The sequence below is a fragment of the Paraburkholderia sp. DHOC27 genome (assembly GCF_003429005.1).
Taxonomy (GTDB): Bacteria; Pseudomonadota; Gammaproteobacteria; order Burkholderiales; family Burkholderiaceae; genus Paraburkholderia.
The window spans coordinates 13,879-39,381 of sequence record NZ_QVQV01000010.1; the positions used below are offsets into that span (position 1 = coordinate 13,879).

At 57.9% G+C, this 25,503-nt stretch carries 24 protein-coding genes; 13 read left to right on the forward strand and 11 right to left on the reverse strand.

Annotated features, from left to right (window positions below):
- Positions 1-40 precede the first annotated feature (40 nt).
- The gene (locus D0B32_RS27525) at positions 41-823 is read right to left on the reverse strand and encodes an EAL domain-containing protein (RefSeq protein ID WP_117337493.1); all 783 of its coding nucleotides are present in this window, start codon (positions 821-823) and stop codon (positions 41-43) included.
- Positions 824-1,136: 313 nt separating this feature from the next.
- On the opposite strand from D0B32_RS27525, the gene D0B32_RS27530 reads away from it, so the two are divergent.
- The 3 genes from D0B32_RS27530 to D0B32_RS27540 all read left to right on the forward strand — a co-directional run bounded on the left by D0B32_RS27530 (position 1,137) and on the right by D0B32_RS27540 (position 3,302).
- On the forward strand, positions 1,137-1,976 hold the full coding sequence (locus D0B32_RS27530; protein WP_117337494.1) for a formate/nitrite transporter family protein: 840 nt from the start codon (positions 1,137-1,139) through the stop codon (positions 1,974-1,976).
- A 665-nt stretch (positions 1,977-2,641) separates the two neighbouring features.
- On the forward strand, positions 2,642-2,890 hold the full coding sequence (locus D0B32_RS27535) for a hypothetical protein (RefSeq protein WP_117337495.1): 249 nt from the start codon (positions 2,642-2,644) through the stop codon (positions 2,888-2,890).
- A 136-nt stretch (positions 2,891-3,026) separates the two neighbouring features.
- Positions 3,027-3,302 (forward strand): hypothetical protein, encoded by a 276-nt coding sequence (locus tag D0B32_RS27540; RefSeq protein WP_259295176.1) that lies wholly within the window; start codon positions 3,027-3,029, stop codon positions 3,300-3,302.
- A gap of 158 nt (positions 3,303-3,460) precedes the next feature.
- Here the strand turns inward: D0B32_RS27540 and D0B32_RS27545 are convergent, their stop codons facing one another.
- On the reverse strand, positions 3,461-4,015 hold the full coding sequence (locus D0B32_RS27545) for a DUF4142 domain-containing protein (protein WP_117337497.1): 555 nt from the start codon (positions 4,013-4,015) through the stop codon (positions 3,461-3,463).
- 331 nt (positions 4,016-4,346) lie between these two features.
- On the opposite strand from D0B32_RS27545, the gene D0B32_RS27550 reads away from it, so the two are divergent.
- Positions 4,347-5,231 (forward strand): manganese catalase family protein, encoded by an 885-nt coding sequence (locus D0B32_RS27550; protein ID WP_117337498.1) that lies wholly within the window; start codon positions 4,347-4,349, stop codon positions 5,229-5,231.
- 99 nt (positions 5,232-5,330) lie between these two features.
- Positions 5,331-5,672: a phasin family protein gene (locus D0B32_RS27555; RefSeq protein ID WP_117337499.1), complete on the forward strand. Its 342-nt coding sequence runs from the start codon at positions 5,331-5,333 to the stop codon at positions 5,670-5,672.
- Positions 5,673-5,884: 212 nt separating this feature from the next.
- Here the strand turns inward: D0B32_RS27555 and D0B32_RS27560 are convergent, their stop codons facing one another.
- The gene (locus tag D0B32_RS27560; RefSeq protein WP_117337500.1) at positions 5,885-6,331 is read right to left on the reverse strand and encodes a hypothetical protein; all 447 of its coding nucleotides are present in this window, start codon (positions 6,329-6,331) and stop codon (positions 5,885-5,887) included.
- Positions 6,332-7,093: 762 nt separating this feature from the next.
- Here D0B32_RS27560 and D0B32_RS27565 point away from each other — a divergent pair.
- The 5 genes from D0B32_RS27565 to xth all read left to right on the forward strand — a co-directional run bounded on the left by D0B32_RS27565 (position 7,094) and on the right by xth (position 10,609).
- Positions 7,094-7,801, forward strand: a complete 708-nt coding sequence (locus tag D0B32_RS27565; protein WP_117337501.1) for a glycosyltransferase family 2 protein — start codon at positions 7,094-7,096, stop codon at positions 7,799-7,801.
- Between the two features lie 71 nt (positions 7,802-7,872).
- Positions 7,873-8,643, forward strand: a complete 771-nt coding sequence (locus D0B32_RS27570; protein ID WP_117337502.1) for an HAD family hydrolase — start codon at positions 7,873-7,875, stop codon at positions 8,641-8,643.
- A 105-nt stretch (positions 8,644-8,748) separates the two neighbouring features.
- Positions 8,749-9,282, forward strand: coding sequence for a hemerythrin domain-containing protein (locus D0B32_RS27575; protein WP_117337503.1), 534 nt, complete (start codon positions 8,749-8,751; stop codon positions 9,280-9,282).
- Between the two features lie 52 nt (positions 9,283-9,334).
- A complete protein-coding gene (locus tag D0B32_RS27580; protein WP_117337504.1) occupies positions 9,335-9,745 on the forward strand; it encodes a hypothetical protein in 411 nt (136 codons plus the stop codon).
- 54 nt (positions 9,746-9,799) lie between these two features.
- Positions 9,800-10,609, forward strand: a complete 810-nt coding sequence (gene xth / locus D0B32_RS27585; RefSeq protein ID WP_117337505.1) for an exodeoxyribonuclease III — start codon at positions 9,800-9,802, stop codon at positions 10,607-10,609.
- A gap of 126 nt (positions 10,610-10,735) precedes the next feature.
- On the opposite strand, the gene D0B32_RS27590 is transcribed toward xth, so the two are convergent.
- Entirely contained in the window at positions 10,736-11,140 is a 405-nt protein-coding gene (locus D0B32_RS27590) for an Hsp20/alpha crystallin family protein (RefSeq protein WP_117337506.1), read from the reverse strand.
- A gap of 15 nt (positions 11,141-11,155) precedes the next feature.
- A complete protein-coding gene (locus D0B32_RS27595) occupies positions 11,156-11,596 on the reverse strand; it encodes an Hsp20/alpha crystallin family protein (RefSeq protein ID WP_117337507.1) in 441 nt (146 codons plus the stop codon).
- A 229-nt stretch (positions 11,597-11,825) separates the two neighbouring features.
- Between D0B32_RS27595 and D0B32_RS27600 the strand changes: the two genes are divergently transcribed.
- The 3 genes from D0B32_RS27600 (at position 11,826) to D0B32_RS27615 (ending at position 16,133) form a co-directional block, all read left to right on the forward strand.
- Entirely contained in the window at positions 11,826-12,212 is a 387-nt protein-coding gene (locus tag D0B32_RS27600; RefSeq protein ID WP_117337508.1) for a hypothetical protein, read from the forward strand.
- Positions 12,213-13,482: 1,270 nt separating this feature from the next.
- Positions 13,483-15,213, forward strand: coding sequence for a thiamine pyrophosphate-binding protein (locus D0B32_RS27610; RefSeq protein ID WP_117337666.1), 1,731 nt, complete (start codon positions 13,483-13,485; stop codon positions 15,211-15,213).
- Between the two features lie 551 nt (positions 15,214-15,764).
- Positions 15,765-16,133 carry a hypothetical protein gene (locus tag D0B32_RS27615; protein ID WP_117337510.1) on the forward strand — a complete coding sequence of 123 codons (369 nt, stop codon included), beginning with the start codon at positions 15,765-15,767 and terminating at the stop codon, positions 16,131-16,133.
- Positions 16,134-18,284: 2,151 nt separating this feature from the next.
- Here D0B32_RS27615 and D0B32_RS27635 read toward each other — a convergent pair.
- The 6 genes from D0B32_RS27635 to D0B32_RS27655 all read right to left on the reverse strand — a co-directional run bounded on the left by D0B32_RS27635 (position 18,285) and on the right by D0B32_RS27655 (position 25,216).
- A complete protein-coding gene (locus D0B32_RS27635) occupies positions 18,285-20,714 on the reverse strand; it encodes a hypothetical protein (protein ID WP_117337513.1) in 2,430 nt (809 codons plus the stop codon).
- A 539-nt stretch (positions 20,715-21,253) separates the two neighbouring features.
- Positions 21,254-21,724 (reverse strand): DUF2269 domain-containing protein, encoded by a 471-nt coding sequence (locus D0B32_RS27640; protein ID WP_117337514.1) that lies wholly within the window; start codon positions 21,722-21,724, stop codon positions 21,254-21,256.
- The gene (locus tag D0B32_RS27645) at positions 21,721-22,974 is read right to left on the reverse strand and encodes an SDR family oxidoreductase (RefSeq protein ID WP_259295177.1); all 1,254 of its coding nucleotides are present in this window, start codon (positions 22,972-22,974) and stop codon (positions 21,721-21,723) included. The genes D0B32_RS27640 and D0B32_RS27645 overlap by 4 nt, the downstream gene beginning before the upstream one ends.
- Positions 22,971-23,351: a hypothetical protein gene (locus tag D0B32_RS33020; RefSeq protein ID WP_259295178.1), complete on the reverse strand. Its 381-nt coding sequence runs from the start codon at positions 23,349-23,351 to the stop codon at positions 22,971-22,973. The genes D0B32_RS27645 and D0B32_RS33020 overlap by 4 nt, the downstream gene beginning before the upstream one ends.
- Positions 23,352-23,433: 82 nt before the next feature.
- Complete coding sequence (locus D0B32_RS27650; RefSeq protein ID WP_117337516.1) at positions 23,434-23,964, reverse strand: GbsR/MarR family transcriptional regulator; 531 nt, start codon at positions 23,962-23,964, stop codon at positions 23,434-23,436.
- Between the two features lie 250 nt (positions 23,965-24,214).
- A complete protein-coding gene (locus tag D0B32_RS27655; RefSeq protein ID WP_117337517.1) occupies positions 24,215-25,216 on the reverse strand; it encodes a serine protease in 1,002 nt (333 codons plus the stop codon).
- Between the last annotated feature and the right edge of the window lie 287 nt (positions 25,217-25,503).

A 25,503-nucleotide genomic window follows, 5' to 3' on the forward strand; every position in this document is an offset into this window, starting at 1 on the left:
GCAGGAAGCAGATCGCGAGAAATCTCTATGCAAACGCGTATTAGCCGGAAGGTGCATTTGCGATCGGCGGTATGCCCTTAAACGCCGGCTTTGCGAAAAGATAGCCCTGCATCAATTTCACGCCCGCCCTGGCAAGAAAATCACGTTCGCCGGCTGTCTCGATTCCCTCAGCGATCACGCGGACACCGAGATCGTTGCATATTTTCAGAACGCCTCCGACGATTCGCTGGCGCACCTCATCTACATCAATGCCACGAATCAGCGCCATGTCTATCTTGACCAGATCTGGCTGAAAGTCCGCGAGTAATGCCAGGCCGGAGTACCCGGCGCCGAAGTCATCAATCGCCGCCTGGAACCCGAACGATCGGTACGCGCGGAATATTTCTACCAGGTGGGCACGTTCGACAATATTTTCGCTTTCGACGGTTTCAAAGATAATCCGATCGAGCGGAAAACCGTGCTTATCAGCCGCTTCCAGCGTGCTTCTGATACAGGCTGCCGGTTGGTAGACAGCGTTTGGCATGAAATTGATCGACAGGAAGCTGTTCATCCCCAAGTCGGCGGCTTGAGCGATCGTGGCTGTCCGGCAACGCTGATCGAAGCTGTAGCGGGCGCTGTCATCGACCTGGCCCAGCACAAACGCCGCCGGCTCGCCGTTTGGTCCGCGCACGAGGGCCTCATGTGCAAATGCACTGCCGGTAGCCAGATCAACGATGGGCTGAAACGCGAAGGCCATCTCAACGGTTGACACCCCTCCCGTGGTGCACCCCTCGCAGCGGCGAGGCTCGGCAGGCAGAGGATTTAAAGCCCGGATGAGGGTCATAACATAACGTATATACAAGGCTGCCCATCGCGGACAACGGCAGCTGTTTAACGGACAACGGGCGTCGTAACTTTAGCGCGTCCCGCGCGGATAGCAACGCAATTGCATTTTGAAATATGTTTCACAGGCGGCTGTTGAGGGCTTGCGCAGAGACTCGGCTTCGATCGGACTACGCAGGACAACCCGTTCCGAGTCTGGTCGCGTGCAAGCGTGTCTAGGTAACGCTGCCCGCAGGCACCGATCATGCGAGTGGCACCGCAACTGCGCAAGATCAAGTTGTTGGCTGGCGCGTCATATTTCGAGGATTCCAGCAATGTCCGGTGATGATACTGGCTCCAACTCTCCTCACCTGGACGACGGCGAGCAGGAGCAGGCAGCGCAACACTCATCGCCCCGAGCGCTTGTGATCCATGAGGTCGTCCGCGAAGAAGGCGAATCAGCAATGGACCGAACGGCCGGCGCACTGGTCATGTCGGGGCTTGCCGCTGGTTTGTCGATGGGGTTCTCTTTTCTCACGCAGGCTGTCATAGAGAGCGCGATACCCGACCGTTCATGGCGCTTCCTTGTCGCCTCCCTCGGCTATACGGTTGGGTTCGTCATCGTTATTCTTGGCAAGCAGCAACTTTTTACCGAGAGCACCTTGAGCGCCGTCCTGCCGGTTCTTACACGTCGCGACCTGAGAACGTTTGCCAGAACAGCCCGCCTATGGGCGCTCGTCCTTCTCGCCAACATCGCTGGAACCTTCGTATATGCAGCGCTTCTGCAGATCCCGGGCGTATTTCCCGACGATGTCGTCAAGGCGTTAGGCGCACTTGCGCGGCAGCCCTACTCCGGCGGCTTCACAGTTACGGTTGTCCGCGCTATGTTCGCCGGCTGGCTCATCGCCTTGATGGTATGGCTCCTGCCGAGCGCCCGCTCGGCCCGCCTTATCACCATCCTCTTGATCACCTACGTGGTTGGCATCAGCAAGCTTTCACACATCATCGCCGGTTCGGTCGAGGCGGCCTACGCTGTAATGAATGGCTCTGCTAGCGTAATGGACTACCTGCTTGCCTTCTTCGCCCCTACCTTGCTCGGCAATATGGTCGGCGGTATCTCGCTGGTAGCGATTATCAACCATGGGTCCATCGCGGCCGAGATTGCGGAGGACTGACCACATCCCAGCACACTTTGACCGCCGTTCACTGGGAAACAATAGAGCGCCCAGCTTACGCATCTGTGAGGTTAGCCTTCTCTATTCGATTAACGGCTGATTCACAAGCGTGCCGCGACTACAGGCGTCCATAAAAGCCGCCCTAAAGTCCGAAAAATGGCTTGTCTCGCGACGTGCCATCGCCAGAAGTGGTCGTAAGATGGTATCCCACGAGGCAGATCAGCTGACTTTTTTTCGGATTGCATCTTCGCTGTGAGCAAGTCCTCAGAAGCGGCATTAAGCCTTCAATCAGTCATTTACCTCACATTCTGCGCATCGCTCCACCACGCCCCATCGGTCGTTCGATTCAACATTTGGCTGAGCGCATGGAGCCTCTGTCGGCGCTCGACAATCACGACACGCTACCGGCTTACGCGAGCTGATTAGCGCTTTAATTATCGTTTTGATCCAGCGGACGCGTCCGATCAATTGGACAGTCAGATGCCGCTAATGCCGGTGAATGGGCATCGGATACGGCGGGCGTAGTTCGTGCTGAATCCTGTTGGGTACGCTAGCGCGAAAGTACCTTACGTCGAGGCTGAGAGGAGCAGTTAAAGCTCCGCATCCCACAGCTAAGGTCAACGGGCCCGGATAAGGCTGCGTTTCGCAGCAGATGATCGAGCGATATGTATCGAGAAGCATTCGAAGCGCAATTGGCCGCGATCCTCCAGGATGCGGGGGCGGGCAGTGTTGCCGAACTCTCGGATACGATCGTCGCCTTTTGGGACGGCGCGAAGGTCGTCTATGCGAAAACAGATTCGTCCGGGTCTTCCGAGGAAGTGTTCGATCTCACGCCAGGCGAGTGGGCACAGTGGCAGGATTGGTTTGCGGACTGGCTCACCGATCCAGTGGTGAGTAGGCGCAGTGGTCGTTAGGATCTCTCATCGAGTGGTTGTTCCCGCAAATGCGGGCTGCTTCACGCACCGTATTTCGTCACCGGTGTGTTGTTGGTTCCGGCGCCTTGAAGTTAGCTCTGGCTGTCGCTTCATGCTACTTTTGGAGGGTAGAATCATGTCAGGCGCAAAAACAGAACGCGGTAATTACGGCACTCCCGCAGCAGCTCCGGAAAGGGGCGAGCAGCCGTATTCCGGTAGTGGTATGACAGAGGATGAGGCGCAACGTGCGCTCGACGAGGGTGATAACCAGAAAATCGACAGGATGCTGGACGAGCTCGATATTTCTACAACTGCTACGGACGGGGATCAGACCGCAAAGCCGGATACGGAGTGGTCGAACTCCTCCAGTAAAAATCTCGATGAACAGGACGCCCCGCCTGCTCAGGAATAATGGGATCGACTGCCCGTACGCATGACGGCGCTTCCGCGATATAGAGCCGTCGTCAGCGAATGTTAACGCTGGTGAATGCCATGGAAGGTATGTCGCTCCCGTGGCGTGTCGGTTGACCGACGTCGGCGCCACGTCGGTCGGATCGGCTCTGGCGCTGACTACTCCGTAATCCCTTTTTTGCTGGCCAGTTGCTGGGCCATCTGGTAGTGCTCCTTGATCGTCGGCAGCGCCTTCTGCGCGGCCTTCTTCAAATCCGCATTCTGTCCATCGGAAATTTCTTTCTCGAACGCCGCAATCGCCTCCTTGTGGCCCTCCAGACCGACTTTTGAAATATATGCCTTGTCGAATTCAGCGCCCTTCAGCGGCTTCAGCGAATCCAGGAGTGTCATGTCTGAATTGTCTTTCGGTACAACTACGCCATGCGGAGCAGCCATCTTCAGCTGCACCGTCAACTTCGTGTGGTCGAGAATCATGTGATGCGCAAAGGACTTGACGTCTGTGTCGGTTGAATTCGAGGCGGCGAGTTTCGAAGCGTCGATCTCCGTGGAGGATGCCATGGAAGCCGCCTGCACAAAATCGTTGTCGACCTGGGGTAGTGCATTGGCAGCAGTGGTCGACGCGGCCTCGGTCTGAGCATCCGCGTCGATGCAAATCACGCAGGCGCCTGCCAGGAGGGCGGTAATCAAGGTAAATTTGTTCAGCGTGTATTTCATGATTTTCCTCGTAGGGACATGGTATGCGGCTATTACTTGGCGCTGCGCAACGCCCATGCCAGATTCTGTAGCCATTGCAAAAGCAAGGACGCGCTACGCGCAGCCACTCCGGGCACGGCCCATGCGCCAATGAGATCGCAGGGTTATCCGTTGCGTCACTGCGCGCACATCACGCCAGGGCATTCGCCCTGAGACCGGGTCGGCGTCATCCCGCACATGCGATCGTCATCGCCCACCAACCGGCCTTTCTGACAAACCGTCGTCCGTTGCGGACTCCTTCTCCACGAGAAGCGCGCTGCGGACCTGAAATCAATTTTTCTGGAGAAATGCGATGTTTGTGCATAACAAGCGATTGCAATATACCGTCCGCGTAGCGGCCCCCAATCCAGGTCTGGCTAATCTGCTAATTGAGCAGTTTGGAGGACCGCAGGGTGAACTGGCGGCAGCCTGCAGATATTTCACCCAGGCGGTAAGTGAAGATGACCCGGGACGGCGAGACATGCTGTTCGACATCGCGACTGAAGAACTCAGCCACCTTGAAATCATTGGTTCGATCGTCGCAATGCTCAACAAGGGCGCGAAGGGTCAACTGGCTGAGGGTGTCGAGTCTGAAGCGGAGCTGTACCGTTCGCTCACGGCAGGCGGCAACGATTCGCATATCACGTCACTCCTGTACGGAGGCGGTCCTGCCTTGACCAATTCGGCCGGGGTGCCCTGGACAGCCGCGTACATTGACACCATTGGTGAGCCAACGGCGGATCTCCGCTCGAATATCGCTGCTGAGGCTCGGGCGAAGATCGTCTACGAACGACTGATGAACGTAACCGACGATCCCGGCATTTCGGAAGCCCTCGGCTTTCTGATGACTCGCGAAATTGCCCATCAGAAATCGTTCGAAAAAGCGTTGCATTCGATCCAGCCAAACTTCCCTCAGGGAAAGCTGCCCGGGGTCCCCGAATACACCAACGTTTACTACAACATGTCAAACGGGCATGACGCTCCGCGTGGTCCGTGGAACGAAGGGCCAAACTGGGAATTCGTGGAAGATCCGCAACCGGCGGTCGATGGTGGTGACGGCCTAGCCACAGTTCAGGTTTCTGAACAGGATGTCGAAGTCCTAAGCGCGATGGCGTCGCGAACGGCATCCGCAACCACCTCGGATCCCGTCACCGGGGCCGACCTTGGCGCCGGGCAGGAAGCGGTGGTGCAAAAGTAAACGGCGTTGGCGGACCGTCGGCTGCAACGCCGGCTGCCTGCCCTCGCAGGACCCCGCGCAATGCGCATAGAGTGACACCAGAATATCTACCTCAATACCATGTCCCTAGACACCATTCATGAGAGCGACTCTGCCACAGGAGCCGCGTTCGCGTGCGCGGTTGAACTCATTGCCGCATTCGAGAAAACGACCGCGCTGAATCTGCAGGCCCTTGCAGCGTGGCTTCGCGGCCAGCACACCGTGATGGACGCGATGCTCTCCGCCTCTTCTTTGGCCGAGGTCATCGAACTTGAGTCCCTCCATCGTCAGGCGACAACCCGGAAAGTCTATGCGTACTGGCGTCGTGTAGAGGAGATTGCTGTGGAGACGTGTATCGGACTTCTCGTGCCAATACCCGAAGCGTTTGGAACCATCCCAGGAATCGTTGGCGGCGGGGATTGAGGTTCGATCGGGATGCGTAGTAAGAGCTAACCTTGGCCACCATGAGGCTTATGCTGACGCGGCAGCCGCCGGAGTTTTTCCGTTATCCGGCGGCCGCTGTGTCTTAATGCCAGAACAGCGCAATCAGGATGATGATGGGAATCGGTACCCCGAGCATGTAAAGAAGAATCGAACGCATAGTAACCTCCCTGATTAGTAGACTGGGATTCAGGTCAGATCTGGCGTACCCGACCGCCATGGGTGGCAAGCAGGCTCGCGGAGAACGCTCCCATCAGAAGAGAAACAAACAGCCACAACGACGCGCCTATTGTCACTTTGCGTGCCTTGTCGGCGGCAGCCTTCGCAGCGTCATCGAGCGCCGCGACCTTGTGTAAGAGATTCGAGTAGGTGGCCGTTACCCGAGCCTGTGCGGCAGCCGGCGAAAGGCCCGTGCGTTGCGCCACCACGCGACCCAGATAAGCGGCATCTTCTGGTGACAGCTGGGCGCCCGCTACCGCGCTGTTCAGGAAGATGCGTGCCGCTTCCTGACGTGGGGACTCGCCGTTTGCGGCCGTCGGGGTTGCTGGGGGCGATGAACCCGCAGGCGAGCGGAACAGGGAGTCGACAAGGTAGCCGAGTGGCCAGGTATTGAGCGCCGCGTTTGCATTGCCACGCAGCATCGTCGCGGCCGTTCCGTAACTGCTCTCACCAGCAGACGCCGCGGCAGCCTGGGTACCGGCACGCAGCGCGCCAGAAATGGCTGAAGTGAGAATAGCAGCCGTTAGCAGTGTCGCTACGGCCCAGCTCAAAAAGCCGTGGCGGTATCACGGAAGTGCATTTCATTGGCGCTAACCGCAAGCCAGCGTCGGCGCAGCCGTCCAGCAAGATAGCCGCCAAGTCCCGACGTGAGGACCGAGGTAACGCAGACCCACACCACTGCAGCAAAGCCGAACGCCTTCGCGTTTGCGGTACCCGAGGACCACGGTGAGAGTGCGGTCAGGCACAGGCCTGTTCCAAGTGTGAGCAAAATGAGGGCAAACGCGGCAGCACTCACGCCCCCTGCGAAGACGGCTCCCCATGAGACCGTGCCTTCGTGCTGATGAGTGAACAACGTGGGGTTATCCGTTTCGAGCGGATAACCGGCGGGATTCTTGTTGTGGTTTATCGTGAGTCTCCATTCCCTTTTCGATGCTACTGGCTCGATGTGCCGACCTGGCTGGATACGTGGCGGGGCGAATAAACCGCATCACACAGGCGCATTTTCCGTTCCTCCGCCTTAAAGCTGCCCGATTGCCCGTGCGGTTTTCGCCATCCAGCGAGGAGCTACTGCGGGCCCGCTTCATGCGTAGGCGCTGAGATAACTGCAAATTCAGCCGTTTATCTCTGGAAAGTTGTTATGCCCACCTGACTATTCCGATCAAGTGTAGAGACCAGGAGAAGCCATGCTCGCCGTCATCATTCCCGCCCATAACGAGGCCCACCTGATCGGCCTCTGCGTTCGCTCGGTGGTTGCAGCAAGTCAGCATCCCGCACTCGGGGCGGAGGAAGTCACGATTTTCGTGGTTGCGGACACCTGTACCGACGGAACCGGGCCGATCGCAGCCTCGCTCGGCGCGCAGGTGCTCGCGGTGGCGTTGCGCAACGTAGGGTCGGCCCGCGCGGCCGGTGCGCAGCAGGCTCTCGATCAGGGTGCCCGGTGGCTTGCGTTCACGGACGCCGATACGACCGTCCCGGCTGACTGGGTCGTGCAGCAGCTTCACTGTCGCGCGGATGCGGTATGCGGAGTCGTCAGCGTTGAAAACTGGACCGGCCACAGTACTGCGGTCCGAGAGGATTTCGTCGCGACCTATCGTGATCGTGATGGCCACCGGCATATTCACGGGGCGAACCTGGGCGTGTCGGCTGCGGCTTACCGGGCGGTGGGCGGTTTCAGACCGCTTGCATCGAACGAGGACGTGGCGCTGGTCGATGCGCTCACGACAGTCGGCGCGAGCATTGCATGGAGCGCCAGCGTGCGGGTCGTCACGAGCGCGCGTCTGGATTCACGCGCGCCGGCAGGATTCGGCGCTGCTTTGCGCGCTGCAGGTCAGCGATTCGCCGCGCAGGTGACGCAAGAAGTCGTCATCACAAAGCCGCCGCAGGCAGCTTGAACAGTCTTAAAACTGTGAGTGATCGTCACCGGCGGACTGGGCGGGGATATTTATTTCAAAGGAGACTTGCCATGATTCGGGCCGCCATATTTGATATCGACGGAACGCTGGTTGACTCTGTCGACCTGCATGCGAGCGCCTGGCAGGAAGCGTTCGCGAAGTTTGGTCACGAGGTGACGTTTCAGGAGGCGCGAAGCCAGATTGGAAAAGGTGGAGACAAGCTTGTACCGCTATTTCTCGACGCACAAGCGCAACAGGATCACGGCGATGCGCTGGAGCAATGGCGCGGCGAGAGGTTCAAATCGAAATACATGTCGATGGTTCGTCCGTTTGCTGCAGTGCCGGAGCTGCTACAGCGGGTGCCCGATGCTGGCCTCAGGGTGGCCGTCGCATCGTCTGCCAAAGGGGACGAGCTTGATATTTATCTCGAAATCGCGGGAATCGGCAAGCTGGTCGACGAGGTGACTTCGTCTGCGGATGCCAAAGAATCGAAACCGGCACCCGACATCTTCAAGGTCGCACTAGAAAAACTCGGAATTCCAGCGACAGACGCGGTAGCGATAGGTGATAGTCCTTACGATGCGCAGGCAGCCGGAAAGATTGGAATGCGAACGATCGGGATGCTGTGCGGCGGTTTCACCGAAGCGAGTCTTCGAGCAAGCGGCTGCGTTGCAGTCTATCCCGGCCCGGGGGCGCTTCTCGCCTGCTTCGATGACTCACCGCTTGCGGGGTGGCGTCGGCGAGGCGGCCAAAGCCACGCGACTTTGGATCCCGTCGTACCGGGCGGCACGATGTTTGCGCAATGCTTTGGCGGCACGCGCGCAGCCGAGCGGTCGAACTGATGCTTCGAGGATTCTGGCGGCCCGCGCAATTCGGTCCGGTTCGTTGCGTAGGGGCGGGTTCATGTATCAATCGAGAATTTCAACCATATATAGGAGCAAATTGTAATGGAAACCAGAGTGAGCGAGACAAAGTCCGGATCGGCCTCCCACGATGCATTGGCCTTTCTAGAAGCGGAACATCGCGCTGTCGAGGAGCTGTTCAATGCGTTTAAAAATTCCTCGGAACATGACCTCGAACGGAAGGCTGCGCTCGCACAGCGGGCGTGTGAAGAGCTGTCGATCCATACGATCCTCGAGGAAGAGCTGTTATATCCGGCAGCCGAAAAGGCGCTGCCGGGCAGCGACAAGATCGACGTCGACGAAGCCTATATTGAGCACTTTCTGGTCAAGACGCTGATCGCGAAGTTTGAGACGCTGAAGGCCGGCGATAAAGGATTTGATGCCACTTTCAAGGTGATGAGCGAAATGGTTGGGCACCATGTCGAAGAGGAAGAGCAGGAGCTTTTCCCGGAGTTGCGCAAGACAGATTGCGATCTGCGCGGCCTGGGGGAAAAGATGGCGAAACGCAAGGCAGAGTTGCAGGCCAGGCTCGATGCGGTCGGGAGCAGATCGGTAGGTGACAAGACTGGATCGTTCTAATCGAACGCTTCGCCACGAGTTGCGAATTCTGACTGGAGCCGGAGGAGTGCGCATGGACGACAGCCTCGAGAGACGTGCCCTTCTTCTTCACCTTGGCGACGTGCTCGAGGCGATCGCATGCGTGATGAAGTGCGTTGACAGGTTCAACACAGTCGGAGAAGCGGTGGCCCAGGAAGACTCCCTGACGGCGTTCCCGATTTTGCACACGGTCGACGCTGAAATGACGCCGCTGGAATTTGCAAGGAGTGCTGCCAGCGCATTCTTTCTATGGCCCAAGGCGCTTCTGGACGAGCGCCTTAACCAACCTCTTCTGGCCAACCTCGTGCAGCACGACCTGTTCAGCGGCAATCAAAGCGGTTGGGATGCCTATGTGGCTGAGTGCAGGCAACAGGTGCCGTGGTTCGGAGTCAATCTGGATGGGGTATCAGAGCCAAATCTCGAACCCGGCAACGCTGCCAGGTAACCGTCCGGATACTGATGGTGCCCGCAGACCTAGGCCGGTTAATGGAATCTCCGTGTGCCGAATCTCAGGATAGCGACCTTTAACATCAACGGAATCCGGTCCCGGCTGCCCGCACTACTCACGTGGCTGCGGGAAGTGTCGCCAGACATTGTGTGCCTGCAGGAACTCAAAGCTACCGATTCAGCGTTTCCGGTCGCGTCGATCAACGACGCCGGATACGGCGCTATCTGGCACGGCCAAAGCGCATGGAATGGCGTGGCCATCCTTGCAAGAGACGCTGAGCCCATAGAAAGTCGGCGTGGTCTGCCGGGAGATCGGTCCGACAGGCAAAGCCGCTACATAGAGGCGGCCGTGTCCGGTTTGCTGGTCGGTTGCCTGTATCTGCCAAATGGCAACCCACAACCGGGCCCGAAGTTTGACTACAAGCTGGCCTGGTTCGCGCGTCTGCTGCAATATGCGCAGCGGCTCGCTGACAGCGGGCATCCAGTCATTCTCGCCGGTGACTACAACGTTGTGCCGACCGATGCCGATATCTATAACCCGCGTTCATGGGTCGACAATGCGCTCCTGCAACCACAAAGCCGTGAATGCTTCAGCGAACTTCTAACGCAGGGATGGACTGACGCCATCCGCCACGTCCATCCTGACCAGCGGATCTACACCTACTGGGACTATCTCAGGCGCCGCCGGGGAGCGGGATTTGGCCTGCGCATTGATCATCTGCTGCTGAGTGACGTTGTCCTGCCGCGCCTTCGGGACGCAGGTGTCGATGCGTGGGTCAGGGATTTGCCCAATGCGAGCGATCACGCGCCCACGTGGATCGAACTCTCTTCCCCGAAGAAAACAAGCCGGCGCGCCCATTGATCGCGGAAGCCATCGAAACTTCGCGGCACGGCAAACAGCTGACCGCACTGCAGCGTGGAACCACGCTCGCTACCGCTATCTCACGGCAAGCGAGCGTGGGTGGGACCAGCCGACAAATACGCCGCGTTACTCAGCCCTCACCTCGATGCGGCGTGGGCGCGCTTCCTCACGCCGAGGGATGCTGAGTTTCAGCACACCGCCCTGCAGGTTGGCATCGATCCTTGACGTGTCGAAGTGTTCGCTCAGGGTAAAGGCCCGCGCGAAGTACGGTGCGCGAATCTCCGCGTGATGTAGCCGCAGATCCCCAGGCGTTGGCACAACGGCTTGAGCCTCGATATATAGCCGCCCATCGTGGACGTTAACATCGAGCCTGTCGCGCGGGACACCGGGCAGGTCAGCCCACAGCGTAATGCCATGGCTGTCCTCGACAATATCCACTGCGGGCGTGATTGAGACACGGCGAGCGCTGTCCTGGTTGCGGCGGCCCACTTCGCCGTTGTCCTGCTTTGCGATCTGCATGGCGTCGTTCATGGCATCCTCCTCGTTTTACTGGACGGTAATAGCACGCGGCTTCGAGGCTTCGCGATTGCCGACGCGCACGGTCAGGCAGCCGTTCGAATAGCCCGCTTCAACCTTGTCGGAATCGGCGTTCTGCGGAAGCTCGATCACGCGCCGAAACTTTCCGAAAAACCGTTCGCTCGCGTACGACCGGGTTTCGCTGCCCGTGGCTAGCTCGGGCGCCTTCCGTTCGCCCGCGATCGTCAGTGTGCCCTTGTCGACGGTCACTTCAAGCGTGGCCGGATCAACGCCTGGCGCGAACGCGACGATGTTGATTGAATCATCCGTACTGCCGATGTTCAGAGGCGGAAAGGCATCGGTACGACTCGACCGGATGCTGGAGGGAAGATTGCCGAAAAGCGTCGACGTCTGCCGTTGCAGACGATCGAGTTCTCCAAACAGGTCGTTGCTAAAGTAGAAGTCACTCATGATTCAAATCTCCGATGGTGCGAAACGATCAGGAGCATCCGCCTGCTGCTGCGGGACTGCACGCCGTAGTAGCAGGCCGTTGCGACGCAGAAATAGGTGCTGCAGATGGCAGTTTCAACATCGGCGAAGCGAATATTGGGCGACTCCGGTTATAAAGAAACGGTTATGTTGAAACCCGGGCGATGGCCTCTATTTAAGGCGCGCGGTGAGTCTGCTGACGGAGGAGTAAATGGAGTTCGACACTGACTGGATTACGCTCGGAAAACACCGTGTGCGCCTTCATGCGACCCGTGGTTTCCCGGCCGAGCGCCTGCGTGTGGTAGCGGAGATCGCGCGGGTGGCAATCGAGAGCAACATGAGTGCGCGTGCGCGACTGGTCGAGGTGGTATTCCGCGATCCGGATAGCTCCTATGAGGTATCCGTGGGGACCACGATGAACGAAGACCGGGCGTGCGCGGGGCCGGTTGAAGCGGCGCTCGCGACGGTTTTTGGTCTCACATCCGACCAGCTCACGCTGACCGTGAAGGTTGTGTCGCAGGATGAGGTGAACCTGAGTTTCGGCACCTACGAACGACTCCTTGCGCAGAAGATAGGGGCCACGGCGCCAATCCAGTAATCGAGGCATTAGCACGGTGCCGCGAGGATGCATCCTGGAGGGGCGACTGGCCGCGCTGGATGCACACGGCACGCAGCCACATGCAGCGGCAACAGACCGGAGATCTTTTGCGGCAGATCCAGAAGCTCGAAATGGTGGGGCAGTTATCAAGTGGTGTTGCGCACGACTTCAACAACTTGCTGATGGCGATCATCGCGAATCCCAATTACAGGAGCAGAACCGGCTTCCGTTCAAGCCATCGTGCAATGCGCAGGGTGAGGCCTTCCGGCTCGATCCACGCATCGTTTATGACGAGATTGAACGCATAGGTGCACTCCATCGTGCGCTCCTGTGTCATTTACGGGCGCTCATCTAGCCGGTGGCCCAGAAAGCCCTGTCTGGTACTTGCACAACTTATCGGCCACACGAGCACTGGAAGTTGGTTGCGAACTGATCTACACCGACATGATTTGCCGCGCGGGATAAGCGCGGCTACGAACAGGCACCGCGCCTGGCATCGAAAACTGATGTTAGGCTCGCGCACTTGCCCTGTCCCATAATCGCCAATCACATGCATGCGGTCTCCGTCCGCCACCGCCCACGCCATTTCGCTGCGGTGCAAGGGCGACGGTGGCGCGCTGCTCCAGCGACCGGGATGGGTAGCGGCGGGATCCGGTGAGTACGTGAAGCGCTGCCCGAATGCGTCCGTAGGCAACCGTGTAATGGATGGATCTTCAGGTTTTCGTACAGCTCGCCGCGCTGTGGTCTGCGCGTCTTCCGCCCCGGGCTGAGCTATTCCGAAAGTGCCTGACGTTTGCGCAGCCTTCCCGGACGCATCGCATGGCTCGAGCAGGGAAGTCCCTGCGTCGCAAAGGTCAGATCGAGAAATTTAAGTCTCGGCGATCTCATCGTTCACCGCGTGGATGCTCCGATACACCCCGGCTTACGAAGGCAAAACGAACGCCTTGCATGGCTTCGCCTCCAGACGTGGCATCGCGGGCGGGATCGATGCTTGCTTATTTTCATGATCGGTACGCCGATCTGCCGGGAGTACCATGCTGATCCAGTCGGGACCGACCGTAGGTGAGTGTGTCGCAATACAAGCGAGAGCAATATCATGATGCCGGTTACCCCCACCGAGCCGGATTCCGGTCACGTTGCTGAAAACCGTGAGCAACGTGGCACCGCAGACGGCAATTCCGTGATCCGCAATGATGCGCCGCATTCGCAAGGCCGTCGCTCGGTGCTCAAAGCCGCGGCCGCCGGCGGCGCCGGATTATTTTCCGCGCGAATGGCGCTGGCGCAGACTGGCGATACACCGTCGGGTCAGCCCGTCACCAGCGACAACCAGCCGGCATTCACAGCGGCCGACAGCGCCACGACCGCGGACGTAATCGTGCAAACGCTGCTCGCGTGGGAAGTCAATCACGTGTTCGGCATGGTCGGCGATGGGATCAATCCGCTTATCGAAGCGCTACGCCAGCATCAGGACAAGATTCGCTTCATTGGCGTACGACATGAAGAAGCCGCAGCGTTCATGGCTTCGGGGTGGGCAAAAACGACGGGGCGCCTCGGCGTATGTCTCGCCACCACCGGCCCCGGTGCGGTGCACCTGATGAATGGTCTCTACGATGCCCACTTCGATGGCGCGCCGGTGCTCGCGATCACCGGACTCACCTTTCACGATCTCGGCGGGACGCGTTTTCAGCAAAGTGTGAACACGTCCGCGCTCATGCAGGACGTGTCGCTCTACAACGTGGTCGTTACCGGCCCGCGTCACGCGCTCGTGGTGGCTGATATCGCCTGCCGAAACGCGTTGGGCGGTCGTGGCGTCGCTCACCTGACGATTGCGAAGGACATCCAGGCAATGCGTCTTGCCGACGACAAGGCGTCGATGGAGAACCACGGTCTGCGCACCTCGAGCGCATGGAGCCGCCCTGCCTCCACACCATCTGTCGCAGAATTGCAGGCGGCGGCCAACCTGATCAATGCCGGCGACCGGGTCACCATCCTGGCGGGACAAGGCGCGCTCGGCGCGAGCACAGAACTCCGGCAATTGGCCAGCCGGCTCAACGCGCCAGTTGCCAAAGCGCTGCTGGGCCGATCTGTGCTACCGGACGATTCACCGTTTTCCACCGGCGGCATCGGACATCTCGGGACGGTGCCTTCCCAAGAGGCGATGCAGCGATGCGACACCGTCCTGATCATCGGCTCGACAATGCCCTGGGTGGATTCGTATCCCAAACCCGGCGCGGCGCGCGGTGTTCAGATCGATATCAAGGCAGAGCGCATCGGCTTGCGATATCCGGTAGAGGTCGGCCTCGTGGGCGATACGAAGGAGACGTTGCGTGCCCTGCTGCCCTTGCTGCGCCAAAAGGACGATGCATTTTTGCGCGAGAGCCAGGCGCGCGTAGGGCAGTGGAACGCGTTGCTCGATAGCATCGCGGCAACAGAACGGACACCTTTGCGGCCCCAAAGCGTCGTCCGCGCCATCAGCGACGCGCTGTCTCCCGACGCGATCGTGTGTCTGGACTGCGGAGCGAACACGCATTTCGCCGCGCGTTTCCTCACCCTGCGCAGCGGACAGCAACTGATCGCCACCGGCATGCTCGCCACCATGGCACCAGGATTCTCGTACGCCATTGCGGCACAGCTAGCCAATCCCGGACGTCAGGTCGTCGCGATCGTCGGTGACGGGGGATTTGCGATGCTGATGGCCGAGCTTTCGACAGCGGTCAAGAACAAGTTGCCGGTGAAAGTCATCGTGATGCGCAATGACATGCTCGCGGAGGTCGTATTCGAACAGAAGGAGTTGGGCAATCCGCCCTACGGTTGCGAGCTCGGCGGTATCGACTTCGCACAGGTCGCCGCAGCCTGCGGGGCGGTGGGCTTGCGATGCACCCGGCCTGGGGATTTACGGCCCGCACTCGCCTCGACGCTTCGTTCTGCGGGCACCGCGTTACTGGAGGTCCACGTTGATCCAGCCGAGCCGATTACGACGCCGGAAAAGCTAAAAGGGTAGCGCGCGAGGCCGCGTTGAGCATGCTGTCTGTCTCGCGCGGTTCGATGTGCATCAATCGAACCCAACGGACAGGCGTGTACGCGGTGCATCCTGCAACATCAATGTGCGAACATGTCGTTGCAAAAATGGTGTGGACCGCTAAGACTCCGTCGATTCTGCCTTGCTGACATGCGGTTCCTTCACCTGACCGTCATCCTCAGCGCGAGAGCGGCTGACGATTGCCAGCATGCACTTGCAGGGTTCAAGCATGTGGGCCAGCGGATGGCCGGCCAGCGACGCGTCTCGCGACACTCATCGCCTGAGCCGGCATGGATGCATAGCTGTCGGACCTGCAGTCGCGGGCCACTTCCTGGCTCACGGCAGTGAGCGCCCAAGCATGCGGGCCACGCTTGTCGTCTTGTGACGGGCGGAAGCCAATAGCTTCGGCTCAAGCCACAAACTCCTGAATCAACGAAGACGCGGATCCGAATCAGATGCGCCTGCAGCACGAACGCCGGAACCTCTCAATGGACTGCAAAAGTGGAGGCTCGCGTTAAAGGCATGCGCTTGTGATGGCCGTCGTCAGCAGCCTGCCGGCTCGCGCCACCGCCTTTTTCATTGGTCCCGTCGGTCAGGCCCACGGTTTGCTGGACTGCCCCGATCGCAAAGGAGCTATCGTGAAAATCGCCCAACTGCATTCCCGACTCGACTCAATCCAGCGCCGGATCGCCCTGCTTGACAACGACGTTCGCGTCCAATGCGGCGTGATCGATCTGCTCGCAAGGCTCGGCACCGACACTCAGACGCTCGAAGCCGAGCTCGCCACGATCGTCCGCGAAATGAACTACTGGCAACATCAGCGCGAGGTCGTCGCAACGCGGATCGAGTATCACCCGGCGAATGCAGAGGCCGCTGGCAAAGGATTGCCGCTGGCTGCGTAGGCGATTTCGGCGCCGCGCTCTGGAGCCGCTTACTGGCAAATCCTTCCAGTCCCTTGCCGTTGGTCCACGGCCCGAATGGCCCGGTGGATAGCGCCACAGCATGCAAGGGGTGATGCCGGGGAGCCGTGTCAGCCACGCCAAACTCAGGCAGCGATACTGCAGTGAAGAACCCGGAAGACATCGCGGAGCATTGGTGTGTGCGCCCAGAAATAGAGCGGTCTCATGGCGACCGGAAGCTCAGAATGCCAGCCGAACTGAAGCGCGAGGACAAGATATGGAGCGACATTTCACTACGCAAGAAGGCGCATTGCTCCGCCTCATTCGAATCCGGAGGGAACTAAGCGAGGGCAACCTTCTCAACGTCACCGGCGCCGAAAAGACGGAGTCGAACTCGTGGGGATTCAAGAAATCTTACGCGAGCTTCGGCGCGGGCAGTGCGCAGAAGATAGGGGCAACCGCGTCAATTCAATAATCGAGGCATCGGCGCCCTCTTCTTCGCCAGTTTTAAAGGGATCAGTGCGTTGCCGTCTGCTCCGAAACGGGCACCAGATTGGAAAACCGGCTTCTCGGGATCCTCGGAAAGTTTCCTGATCCGGTTGAGACTTCGCATTGTCGGGGACTGGGCGATCCGTACGGCGCACAGAATCGGGAGCGGCCGCAAATCGGCAACCGCTCCAGTCATGTGCCGCTAGCGACTTTGCAAGGCTCGTGCGCCCGCACTTATTCTCCAATGCAGCGACGATCCCATCGCGCCGATTGAGGTTGGCGGTTATCTCCATAAGCACTTGCCTCACCGCACGTTACGCATCATCGAAAACGTCGGGCACTGTCCTTCTGAGCGCGTCCGCCGCAAGCGCCGCGGCGATCGAAGCGCTTCTGGTCGGGCCGGACCGCTGACATGGCCGGTGCCGATGAGTGGCCGGACGCAGACGACCTTTTCCAGCACGCTCCATTCGGACTGCTTGCCACTGATGTGGATGGCTTGATCCGGCGCCTGAACCCGACCTTTGCGGTTGGTCGGAATACAGCGAGCTCAAACTCGCCGGGGTGCAGCGCGTTAGCGACCTGCTCACCGCGGGCGGTCGTGTGTTTCACGGTACGCGGCAGCCGGTGCCAACGCTCCCCCTGCGTCAAAACCCGAAGAATGGCATCCAGCAAGTAGCGTGGGTCCGGCGCGGGCGCCCCACCGCTCGCGTAGCGTCGCGCCTTAAGAGGCAAGAAACCCGGTCCCATTCATCATCGGACAGCGGTTCGAAAGGAATGCGTGTATCAGCGACGATGCGCCACCCTCGTTAGGTCTCTGCGATAGAACTCCCATCCATCGCGTTCGGAGTCTTCAAAAGCGCTCCCGACGCTTCGGGCACCCGCCTCATATCGTGCTAGCGATCTGCCGCACAACATACGCGACGATGACGACCAGGCCGCCTGCGACCGTTGCCGCTCCGAACACTTCTCGCATGAGCGTCAAGATTCGCTTGCCCGGCGCAGGCGCTACAACCCTGAAGCTACTTTTATCGAACACGACCTCGACCATGAAAACGTACGATTAAAGCGTCGCTCACTTGACGATTGCGTGTCCCCGCCATAAGCGTACTGTCCCGCGTTTTTCCCCTTCGCGGCTACGGCTGCCGGCCGCTTCTAGGGCCGGCGCGTTCCATCCGCTCCCCGCGCCGGCTTGTCATGGGTGACAACATGGTTCGTGCAACTCGACCGGACACTGGGTAGGGCCTGGCGGCGGCAGCGGCGGTGTTAGGCAGCCTTGACTTCCGTGATGCTGTCAAAAATATGCCTGTAGCGATCGAAATCTGTTGACCCGTCAACCAATGTCCAGAAACGAAGGGTCGGATACCACAACTATCCGACCCTTCGCTTATCTCACGTACGCCAAGCGACTCAGCGAGATCAGGTTTTTACGTCAACACTGACCCATTCTCGGTGGAGGCGAATGCCTCCGATCGACCCACTTCGGCCCGTCGTCTCATCGCGACCGCAACTGCCGCTTGTAATGTACAACAGACATTCCCGCGGTCGCCTCCCTGCGCGGGAAGCCGGAGCATTCCCGGCGGCCGCGTCAGTTGGGCTCTCGCGATCGTCTGTCATGCGTTCCACAGGCGAACCTCGCGCTATTAGGCAATCACCATTGTTCAGTAATTACTGGGCCGCTTCGCGAACCCATCTTGAGCGGAAGGAAGAGCGAAGAAAGCGCTGCCCTTCGAACTGTTCCGGTACAACGCAGTAGCGCAGGTCCTCTTCAAGCATACATTCAGCAAAGGTCTTCTTTAACTCGTCCCAATGCTCCGCTGCCTCATTGGTGTTCCATTTCTTTGCCATCATGTTCCGGATCTCGTCCGCGTTCTTATCCTCCCTCACCGGGGTTGTTAATCCCACATGCTCAAGATATGCCGCATCGGCCAACGCGAACTCCAGATGGATCAGCCCGCTGGGGGTTACTTTCACGGGAACAGAGTAATCAGAAGTGTTGACAGTTGGGTCGTAGGGCTCAACAAGACGATAGTCCATCAGAAATTGGAAATGACGTAGCGTAATCGCTGGCGGCATGCCCATCGGTTCCAAATACGCGGCGACATCTCCGATCTCCATGTATGCATCCGCGGGGGAGTCTGCCTGAGCCTGCTTGTCCTTTAGCGCCTGTATTATGCTGAGTTTTGCAAACGGCGTCCCGATGGCATCCGGAAACATAGTGAATACGTCCAAAATGAATTCGCTATCCTCCTGCCTGAATTGATTGTAATCACCTAAAAACAGCGCCTTCCTAACCCTAAATTCTGGAATTGTAAGTCGCCGCCCGGAAACGTATGTTTTTACCAGATCATCAATAGGGATTTGTGGCGACGTCAAAATTTGCTTTGAAAGTTGCAATCCTCGTCGAATATCATAGTTGCATAACCAACTAACAGTTCTAGAAACATATTCAGTATTAATAAAAACTTCCTCGACGCACGCGGCAAACGCGCTCATGTCTTTAACCGAAAGTCTGATGCCCTTAGATAGAAAATATTGATCCCTTTGTTTTGACGGAGAAAGAAGCTTTTCTTTTAAGAATGAGACTCTCCTTTGAAGTACGTCCTTCGTCGACGGAACGGGGAGGTAAAACGATTTGGTTTCATATGACTGCATCGGCCCATGCTTGGAAAGCTGCCATATCGTCCTATCCGTAACGGGGCAAATTATAAACGAATAAATCGCCCTGTAAATTGATTGCGCATACTGAAAGACCGCTTCTTGGAATTCCTGGTTAAAGTGGTCTGTATTATCGAACACCAAGCAGGGCATTTGTTGCCTTGCAAAAACCGTATGAGCCAGAAATGCTTGAAGGTACTCGCCCGGAGAATTTCTTCTTAGATCGTGGACATATTCGCCAAATTTAATTTTAAATGCTATTTTATCGGATTCGTGCAAATGTCGAAACTCTCCTTGGGCCCATCGAGTATATTGCTTGTGAAATACTCCCTGCAGTTGCTCATAGCTAAGATTGGCACCGGGGAAAAGTGCTTGTTCAATCTTGATAATTAACTGCTCGGTGAGCCAGCGTTGGATCGATTCGATTTGACCATCGCTGTCCCGTAAATCCACTGCCAGCAGAGTGCATTTATTCCGGAGCGATCTATCTAATGTAAGCCCGAAGAACCTGTCAACAAATGTAGACTTGCCGGAACCTTTATTGCCGACAATGAGAACAAACTCTTTTCGCTCGAGTTCAACCGCACCTCTTATTTCGTCCTGAAGGTTTCCCGCACTATCATTGCTAACGAGTTCGATGTTGTGCAGTATGTTCTGAGCTATTTTCTGCAAATTTGATTCTGCCTCTCTGCTCTCCGTACTTTCCACGAAACAGTACGCAAGCATCTCAGGATCGTCCTCGCCGTTCATTGAGCTAAAAAAACCACTCAACACTTCGCTTAATTCGCGAGCGAGGGGGTTCTTTTCAAGGCGGCGCAGAAATTTCGCCTCCCTCAAAGGCCGAAGCGGTTCATGATGGGCTAACGCTAGGCCTTCTGCTGCATTTATTCGCAGCTTGAAAAGATCTCGGGCCACGCCTTCTCGCGAAAAAAGATCGTAAAACTCGGCGAAGTCTTGAGCAATAGCCTCAAGACTCGGAAACACGATTGCAGAGTAGTCCGAGGCTGGTCGCCCATCTCCGCGAAAAGGCCAATGTCCGATCCATTCGAAGCCGTTAGTCAAGGCGCAAAATGGAGCCCCTGTCTCGGAACAATACGCCGCAACCTGGTCAATGCCGGAACGAGCGCTTTTTAAGGCAGGACCCTTGATTTTATATGCCTGCCTGCCCGGAAGACGAGTGTCGATCAACAAAACGCTCTGTCTTTTCGCTTCCACTGCCAGCCGATTCCGGGTGCCCTCGATCATAAGATAGTCGACGTAACCATCGTCTACGTGCTTTTCAGTCCGTACGTGATTAGGTGGCCATCCAAGAACGTCAGTGAGCATAACGTTTATGATCCGAAATCGAGCGTCTTGCTCGGTCTCGATTTCGGTGCGTTGCTCTTCCCACTCAGAGCGGAGGCGATCGAATGTTAGCTTGGCTGCGTCGATGTTCGTCATTGTATGTGCCCCGTAACAACCGATTCGGAAACGCGTTCTATTTGCGCAACTGTGGAAGTCTGGCAAATAAGCATACCGCCGAAAGCAACGCTAATCCAAGCGGGGTCTGCCGTAGTTGGACGGACGGATCCTGGTCACTGACATGTACTCGATTGTTTGGCGTCGCTGCCAGCGACGTTCCCGATTCGCATAAATTGCGAGCAGCTATTCGCGCGGCTGTGAGCTGGACATCGCGGCATAGCCTTCGCCAGGCGGGAATGAATTGAAGATTCTCCGACCTGGGCCGAACGCGGTTAGTGCAAACGTCCGCTGTTAGAGCGGATCGGGCCACCTGAGTGTCCGGGGATGGGCGTTCACGACAGACAGCTGTTGGCCGAACAGGGCCCACCAGTGACGGGCACAGTTCGACCCATTGCCGTCAGCCATACATTTCGAACTCCAATGACGGCTTTCATGGTAAACGCAGACATTCAGGTGACAGCGGACGGCTATGTGGCCGGCGTTTGAAGCGCGACTTGGGCGCAGATGTAAGCAGAAAATCAGGCAGGTTTAAATACCATCAGAAAATAGATCATCGCCATTGCCAAGAAAGCCGGGTAGCCCAGTCGCTCCCACAATTTTGCGAATCGCCAGTAGCGCTCGGGCAATTCGGTCAGGTGGCTTTCAGACGCTACGCGCGCCATCTTGGTCAGCTCGATCTGCAGCCACACCACGGGTAACCAGCACATTCCAGCGACACCATAAAGGACGACCGCCGCAACGATCCACGGACTCTTCCATGCCCATCCTGCAGCATGCGCCAGCCAGAAGCCGGACAGTGGTTGAAACAGTCCGGCCGGCGTGGTGAACCACCAGTCCGCGCGTACGACCAGTCTGGTCACCGGGGCGATCACGGCAATCGACCGGGTGCGGTGCGCGAAATAAAGGTAGAACGCGGATCCAAAGCCTGTCCCAACGAGTAGCACCGAAGACAGAATGTGAAGCGTCTTGATCGCAAGATAGAGGTTCATCGCGACGTATCCTCGCTGAACAGAATCAGCAAAATGGCGAGAATGGGCAGGTTTTTTAGAACGGCGCCGAACGGATGCCACAGAATTTCGGGCATCGTGACAGCGATAATCAGCGAGTAAGTGACGATCAATACCGCTTGTGACAGCCAGAGCAAACGTCCCGGCTTGACCATCGTCAGGGCGCCAAAGACAAAATCGATCGCCGCTGCCAGCCAGAACGCCACGATCGCATTGGTCCCCTGCAAATAGGCGCGCGTAAGCAACGCGAAGCTCTCGTCACGAGGGTAGAGAAAGACGCTCGACACTGCCGTCCAGATCCATACGAATGAGAGCACGCTCCTTAGCAGGATGCATCGCCAGGAACTGAGCGCTCGATGAAGCAAGTCTGCTGCATCTCTATCGATAAACGTGCGAAGGCTTCGTGGCGGCCGTTTGAGTAAGGTTGCCGTCGCGGAAGCGTCGGCAGTGCTGCCTGCTTGCAGCATGCGCCACGTATCGCCGGTCAGCATCGATCCGGGTATGCGATTGAGCAACGCGGCACCGACGCCAATCAACCAGGCTGGAATCGACATCTGGCAGAATCGGCCAAGACCGAGCGACCGTCGATAGATTGACAGCATTTCGCGGTATTCAACCTCTTCGCCGCCGACCACATCAACCACACGCTGGTCGCCGGCGTCCGTCTCGAGCAGGCACTCAACCGCTTCCGTCAGATCGTCCACGTGAACCGGACGAAGTCGTTGATGGCCACCCGCAGGCAGCGGATGAACAGGCAGACTTGCGAGCATGCGAAAGAATGCAGCCGACGCCCCCGACGATCCATACACCAGCGCGGGCCTCACGATCCACGAACTGACAGAGAGAGATTGCAGGTAGTCGTCCGCGGCACGCTTGCTTTTAAAGTATGGCGTCGCGCCGCATTGCGCCCCAAGCGCGGAAATCTGGATGACGCGCCGAATACGCAGTCGACTGCAGGCATCGAACAGAGCAATCGGTGCTTTCGTGTGGACCTCGTCGAAGGTATGCTGGCGATTTTCAATGAGTATGCCCACGGCGTTAATCACGGCATCGACGCCTTGCAGCAATGCGTCCCATTGCGTGGCTTCGCGGTCGCGGGTGTAGTCGACCTCTAACTCATTCTTTGCGACGGCACGCCGCACGCCTCTTATCACCGTATGTCCACTCTTTTCGAGCCGCTCACACAATGCGGCACCGATGAACCCATGCGCTCCGCAGATAAGAACGTTCACGTCGCCTCCACGGCCGGTTGCACTTCGCCCGCAGTTCTGGCGCGAGGGAGATATCGCCCGATTACCAGTGCTACCGACGCGACGGAGACCAGCGAGCCCAGCAGCGTCGCAAGGAAGGTTTGCCGAACGACGACGTCTTCGCATACGACATCACTCGCCATGCATCTCATCGGGCTGGTCGCGACAACCAGCACGAGCGCAAGTGGCATGCACACCATCAGTACCGCGGCAATCCTCGCCCAGAATTCCGCACGGTCGGCGGTTCCGCACACGTCGGTTAGCAACCGGACTGTCACCGCGCGCAGATAGTGCGTTATCGAAAGCCCGACCAGCACGGGCCCCGCGAACTGAAAAACCATCAGCAGAATCGTCTTCACCTCTTTCTCCTTTACTGTTAGTTCTGTATAAACAGAAATATGATGGCCAAAAAAAGCGGACCGTCGGCCCGCGCATTGAATATCAGTTCGACTTCCGCCTGACTGCCCGGCTGATCTTCGCACCCACTCCCAATGTCTTCATCAACGTATCGGGCTTCAGACGCAACATCTCGTCGGACCAGGTCGTCAGCGTTTCCAGAAACGCCAGCGTGTCAGACAGTCGTTGCTCCACGTCCTTGCTTTCTTTCGCCAGTCCAGGGTCCATGAGGCTGTCGCGCAGCATGGTCAGCGTTGGATCGATTTCGCGCTGACGCCGCCCTTCGACGATCAACTTGAACAATTCCCAGATGTCGGTTGATGTTTCAAAGTGGTCGCGCCTGTCGCCCATCACGTGAACAACTTTTGCAAGACGCCACGCCTGCAATTCCTTCAGGCTGGTGCTTACGTTCGAACGCGCGACGCCCAGTGTGTCGGCGATTTCCTCGGCGGCGACCGGTCGCCCGAGCAGATAGAGCAAAGCGTGGATCTGCGCAACGGTGCGGTTAACGCCCCACCGAGAGCCCATTTCGCCCCAATGCAGGATAAATCGTTCAGCGACAGGTGTGAGTTCCATGTGGCAAATCTATCGACTTCAGTAATTTCTGTCAAGACAGAAATTACTGAAAATTTGCCTATTCGGGATCGTGATCCGACGAACGACCAAGCGTTGACGGAAAGCAGCCCTTCAGGCATCCGCCTAGTTGCATGGACGACCGTCTGAAATTGGCCGAGTTTTGCCTGATGCAATTGGCATGATCTACGCCTTATTACGGGGAGAGTTTCAGCATGATCTTTTCACGTGTGGCGGCTCCCCGTGCGAGTCGTTATTGATCCTGCTGGCTCAAAACCGCCAAAAGATTAAGGCCAACAATAGCGAGTTGCGTCGTGACATGAACCCGCTCGGTATAACCGTATTCGAACGCATTTCGCGGGCCGTCTCCGATAGCACGCGAAAACATTCCGATGACCTGTCCACTTGAATCGAATACCGGAGAGCCGCTGTTCCCCATCGAACCGTCGAGGTCAGTTGTAAAGTAATCAGATCCATCCACCGCTGTAATTTTCCCAGTCGAGACCCGGAGCGAACCGTCAGCATCCTTATAGTCGAGCTCGTTCAGCTTTTGCGTATCACGCGCGCTTCGCAGTGGGAATCCGGCCATCCAGACGGTCTCACCCGGCGCCGTGATCCGTTCGCTCAGCGCCAGATATGCCTCGGGCGATGGCTCGATCCGCAGCAGCGCCGTGTCCTCCCGCAATTCGCTGATGTTTTCACCGGTCTTGCGCAATGCCCTTGCTTGCGGAGGGTTGGATACGAGCCATACAGACTTTGCGTCGTGCCATTCCCATTCACCGGTCGATCCACGCCGCGCAATCTGCGCCTTCAAAGATTTGCACAACGTCTCGACAGTCTCGACGCCGTTCTCTCGCTGATAATTCGCCACTTCTGCAGTCACAAGATGGTAGTTTGTCAGCACGTAACCGTCCGGCGATATCGCGAACCCGCTACCCCCTCCATCCAATTCGATGCGCGCCGGCCAGTCGGCATTGCGTCGGACGAGCTTGGCGAACTCGTGTCGAACCATCCCCATCGCAAATACTGGATCGTCAATCTTCTTCACGTCGTCCAGAGTGAAATAGCGGTACCAGCATTCGGACCCGTCCGGTAATGACTCATTGCGCGCGAGCGCAACAGCTTCCTCGCTACTGTTCGCAATGTCGATCACAAGAATTGTCTTTGGCATGATGCGTACCATCGATCCGATAAGCTTATCTTTGTCGATTTGTGGCACGATCAGTCTGGCCGGGTCGAACATTCCTTCGGACATGCATACCTCATGGCGTCGATAGTTGAATGGTGACAAGGCCGATCAGGCCCCGAATGCCGATTGTCGACCATTCCTGGGCAACTGTCGAACTTCTCAAAGTGGCCGTAATTTGCCCCACGACGCGGCGCAACCATCTCTGCCTGCACATGCGTCGCGAAATTGTCATCGGCCGCCCTACCCCATCGACTCCTTCGACAAAGCACAACGCTTTGGTCACCAAGGGATCGTTTCACCTTCCCGGCGCGTGAACGTCCCTGTGGGACTTTCTGGACTCAACAGCGCGACTC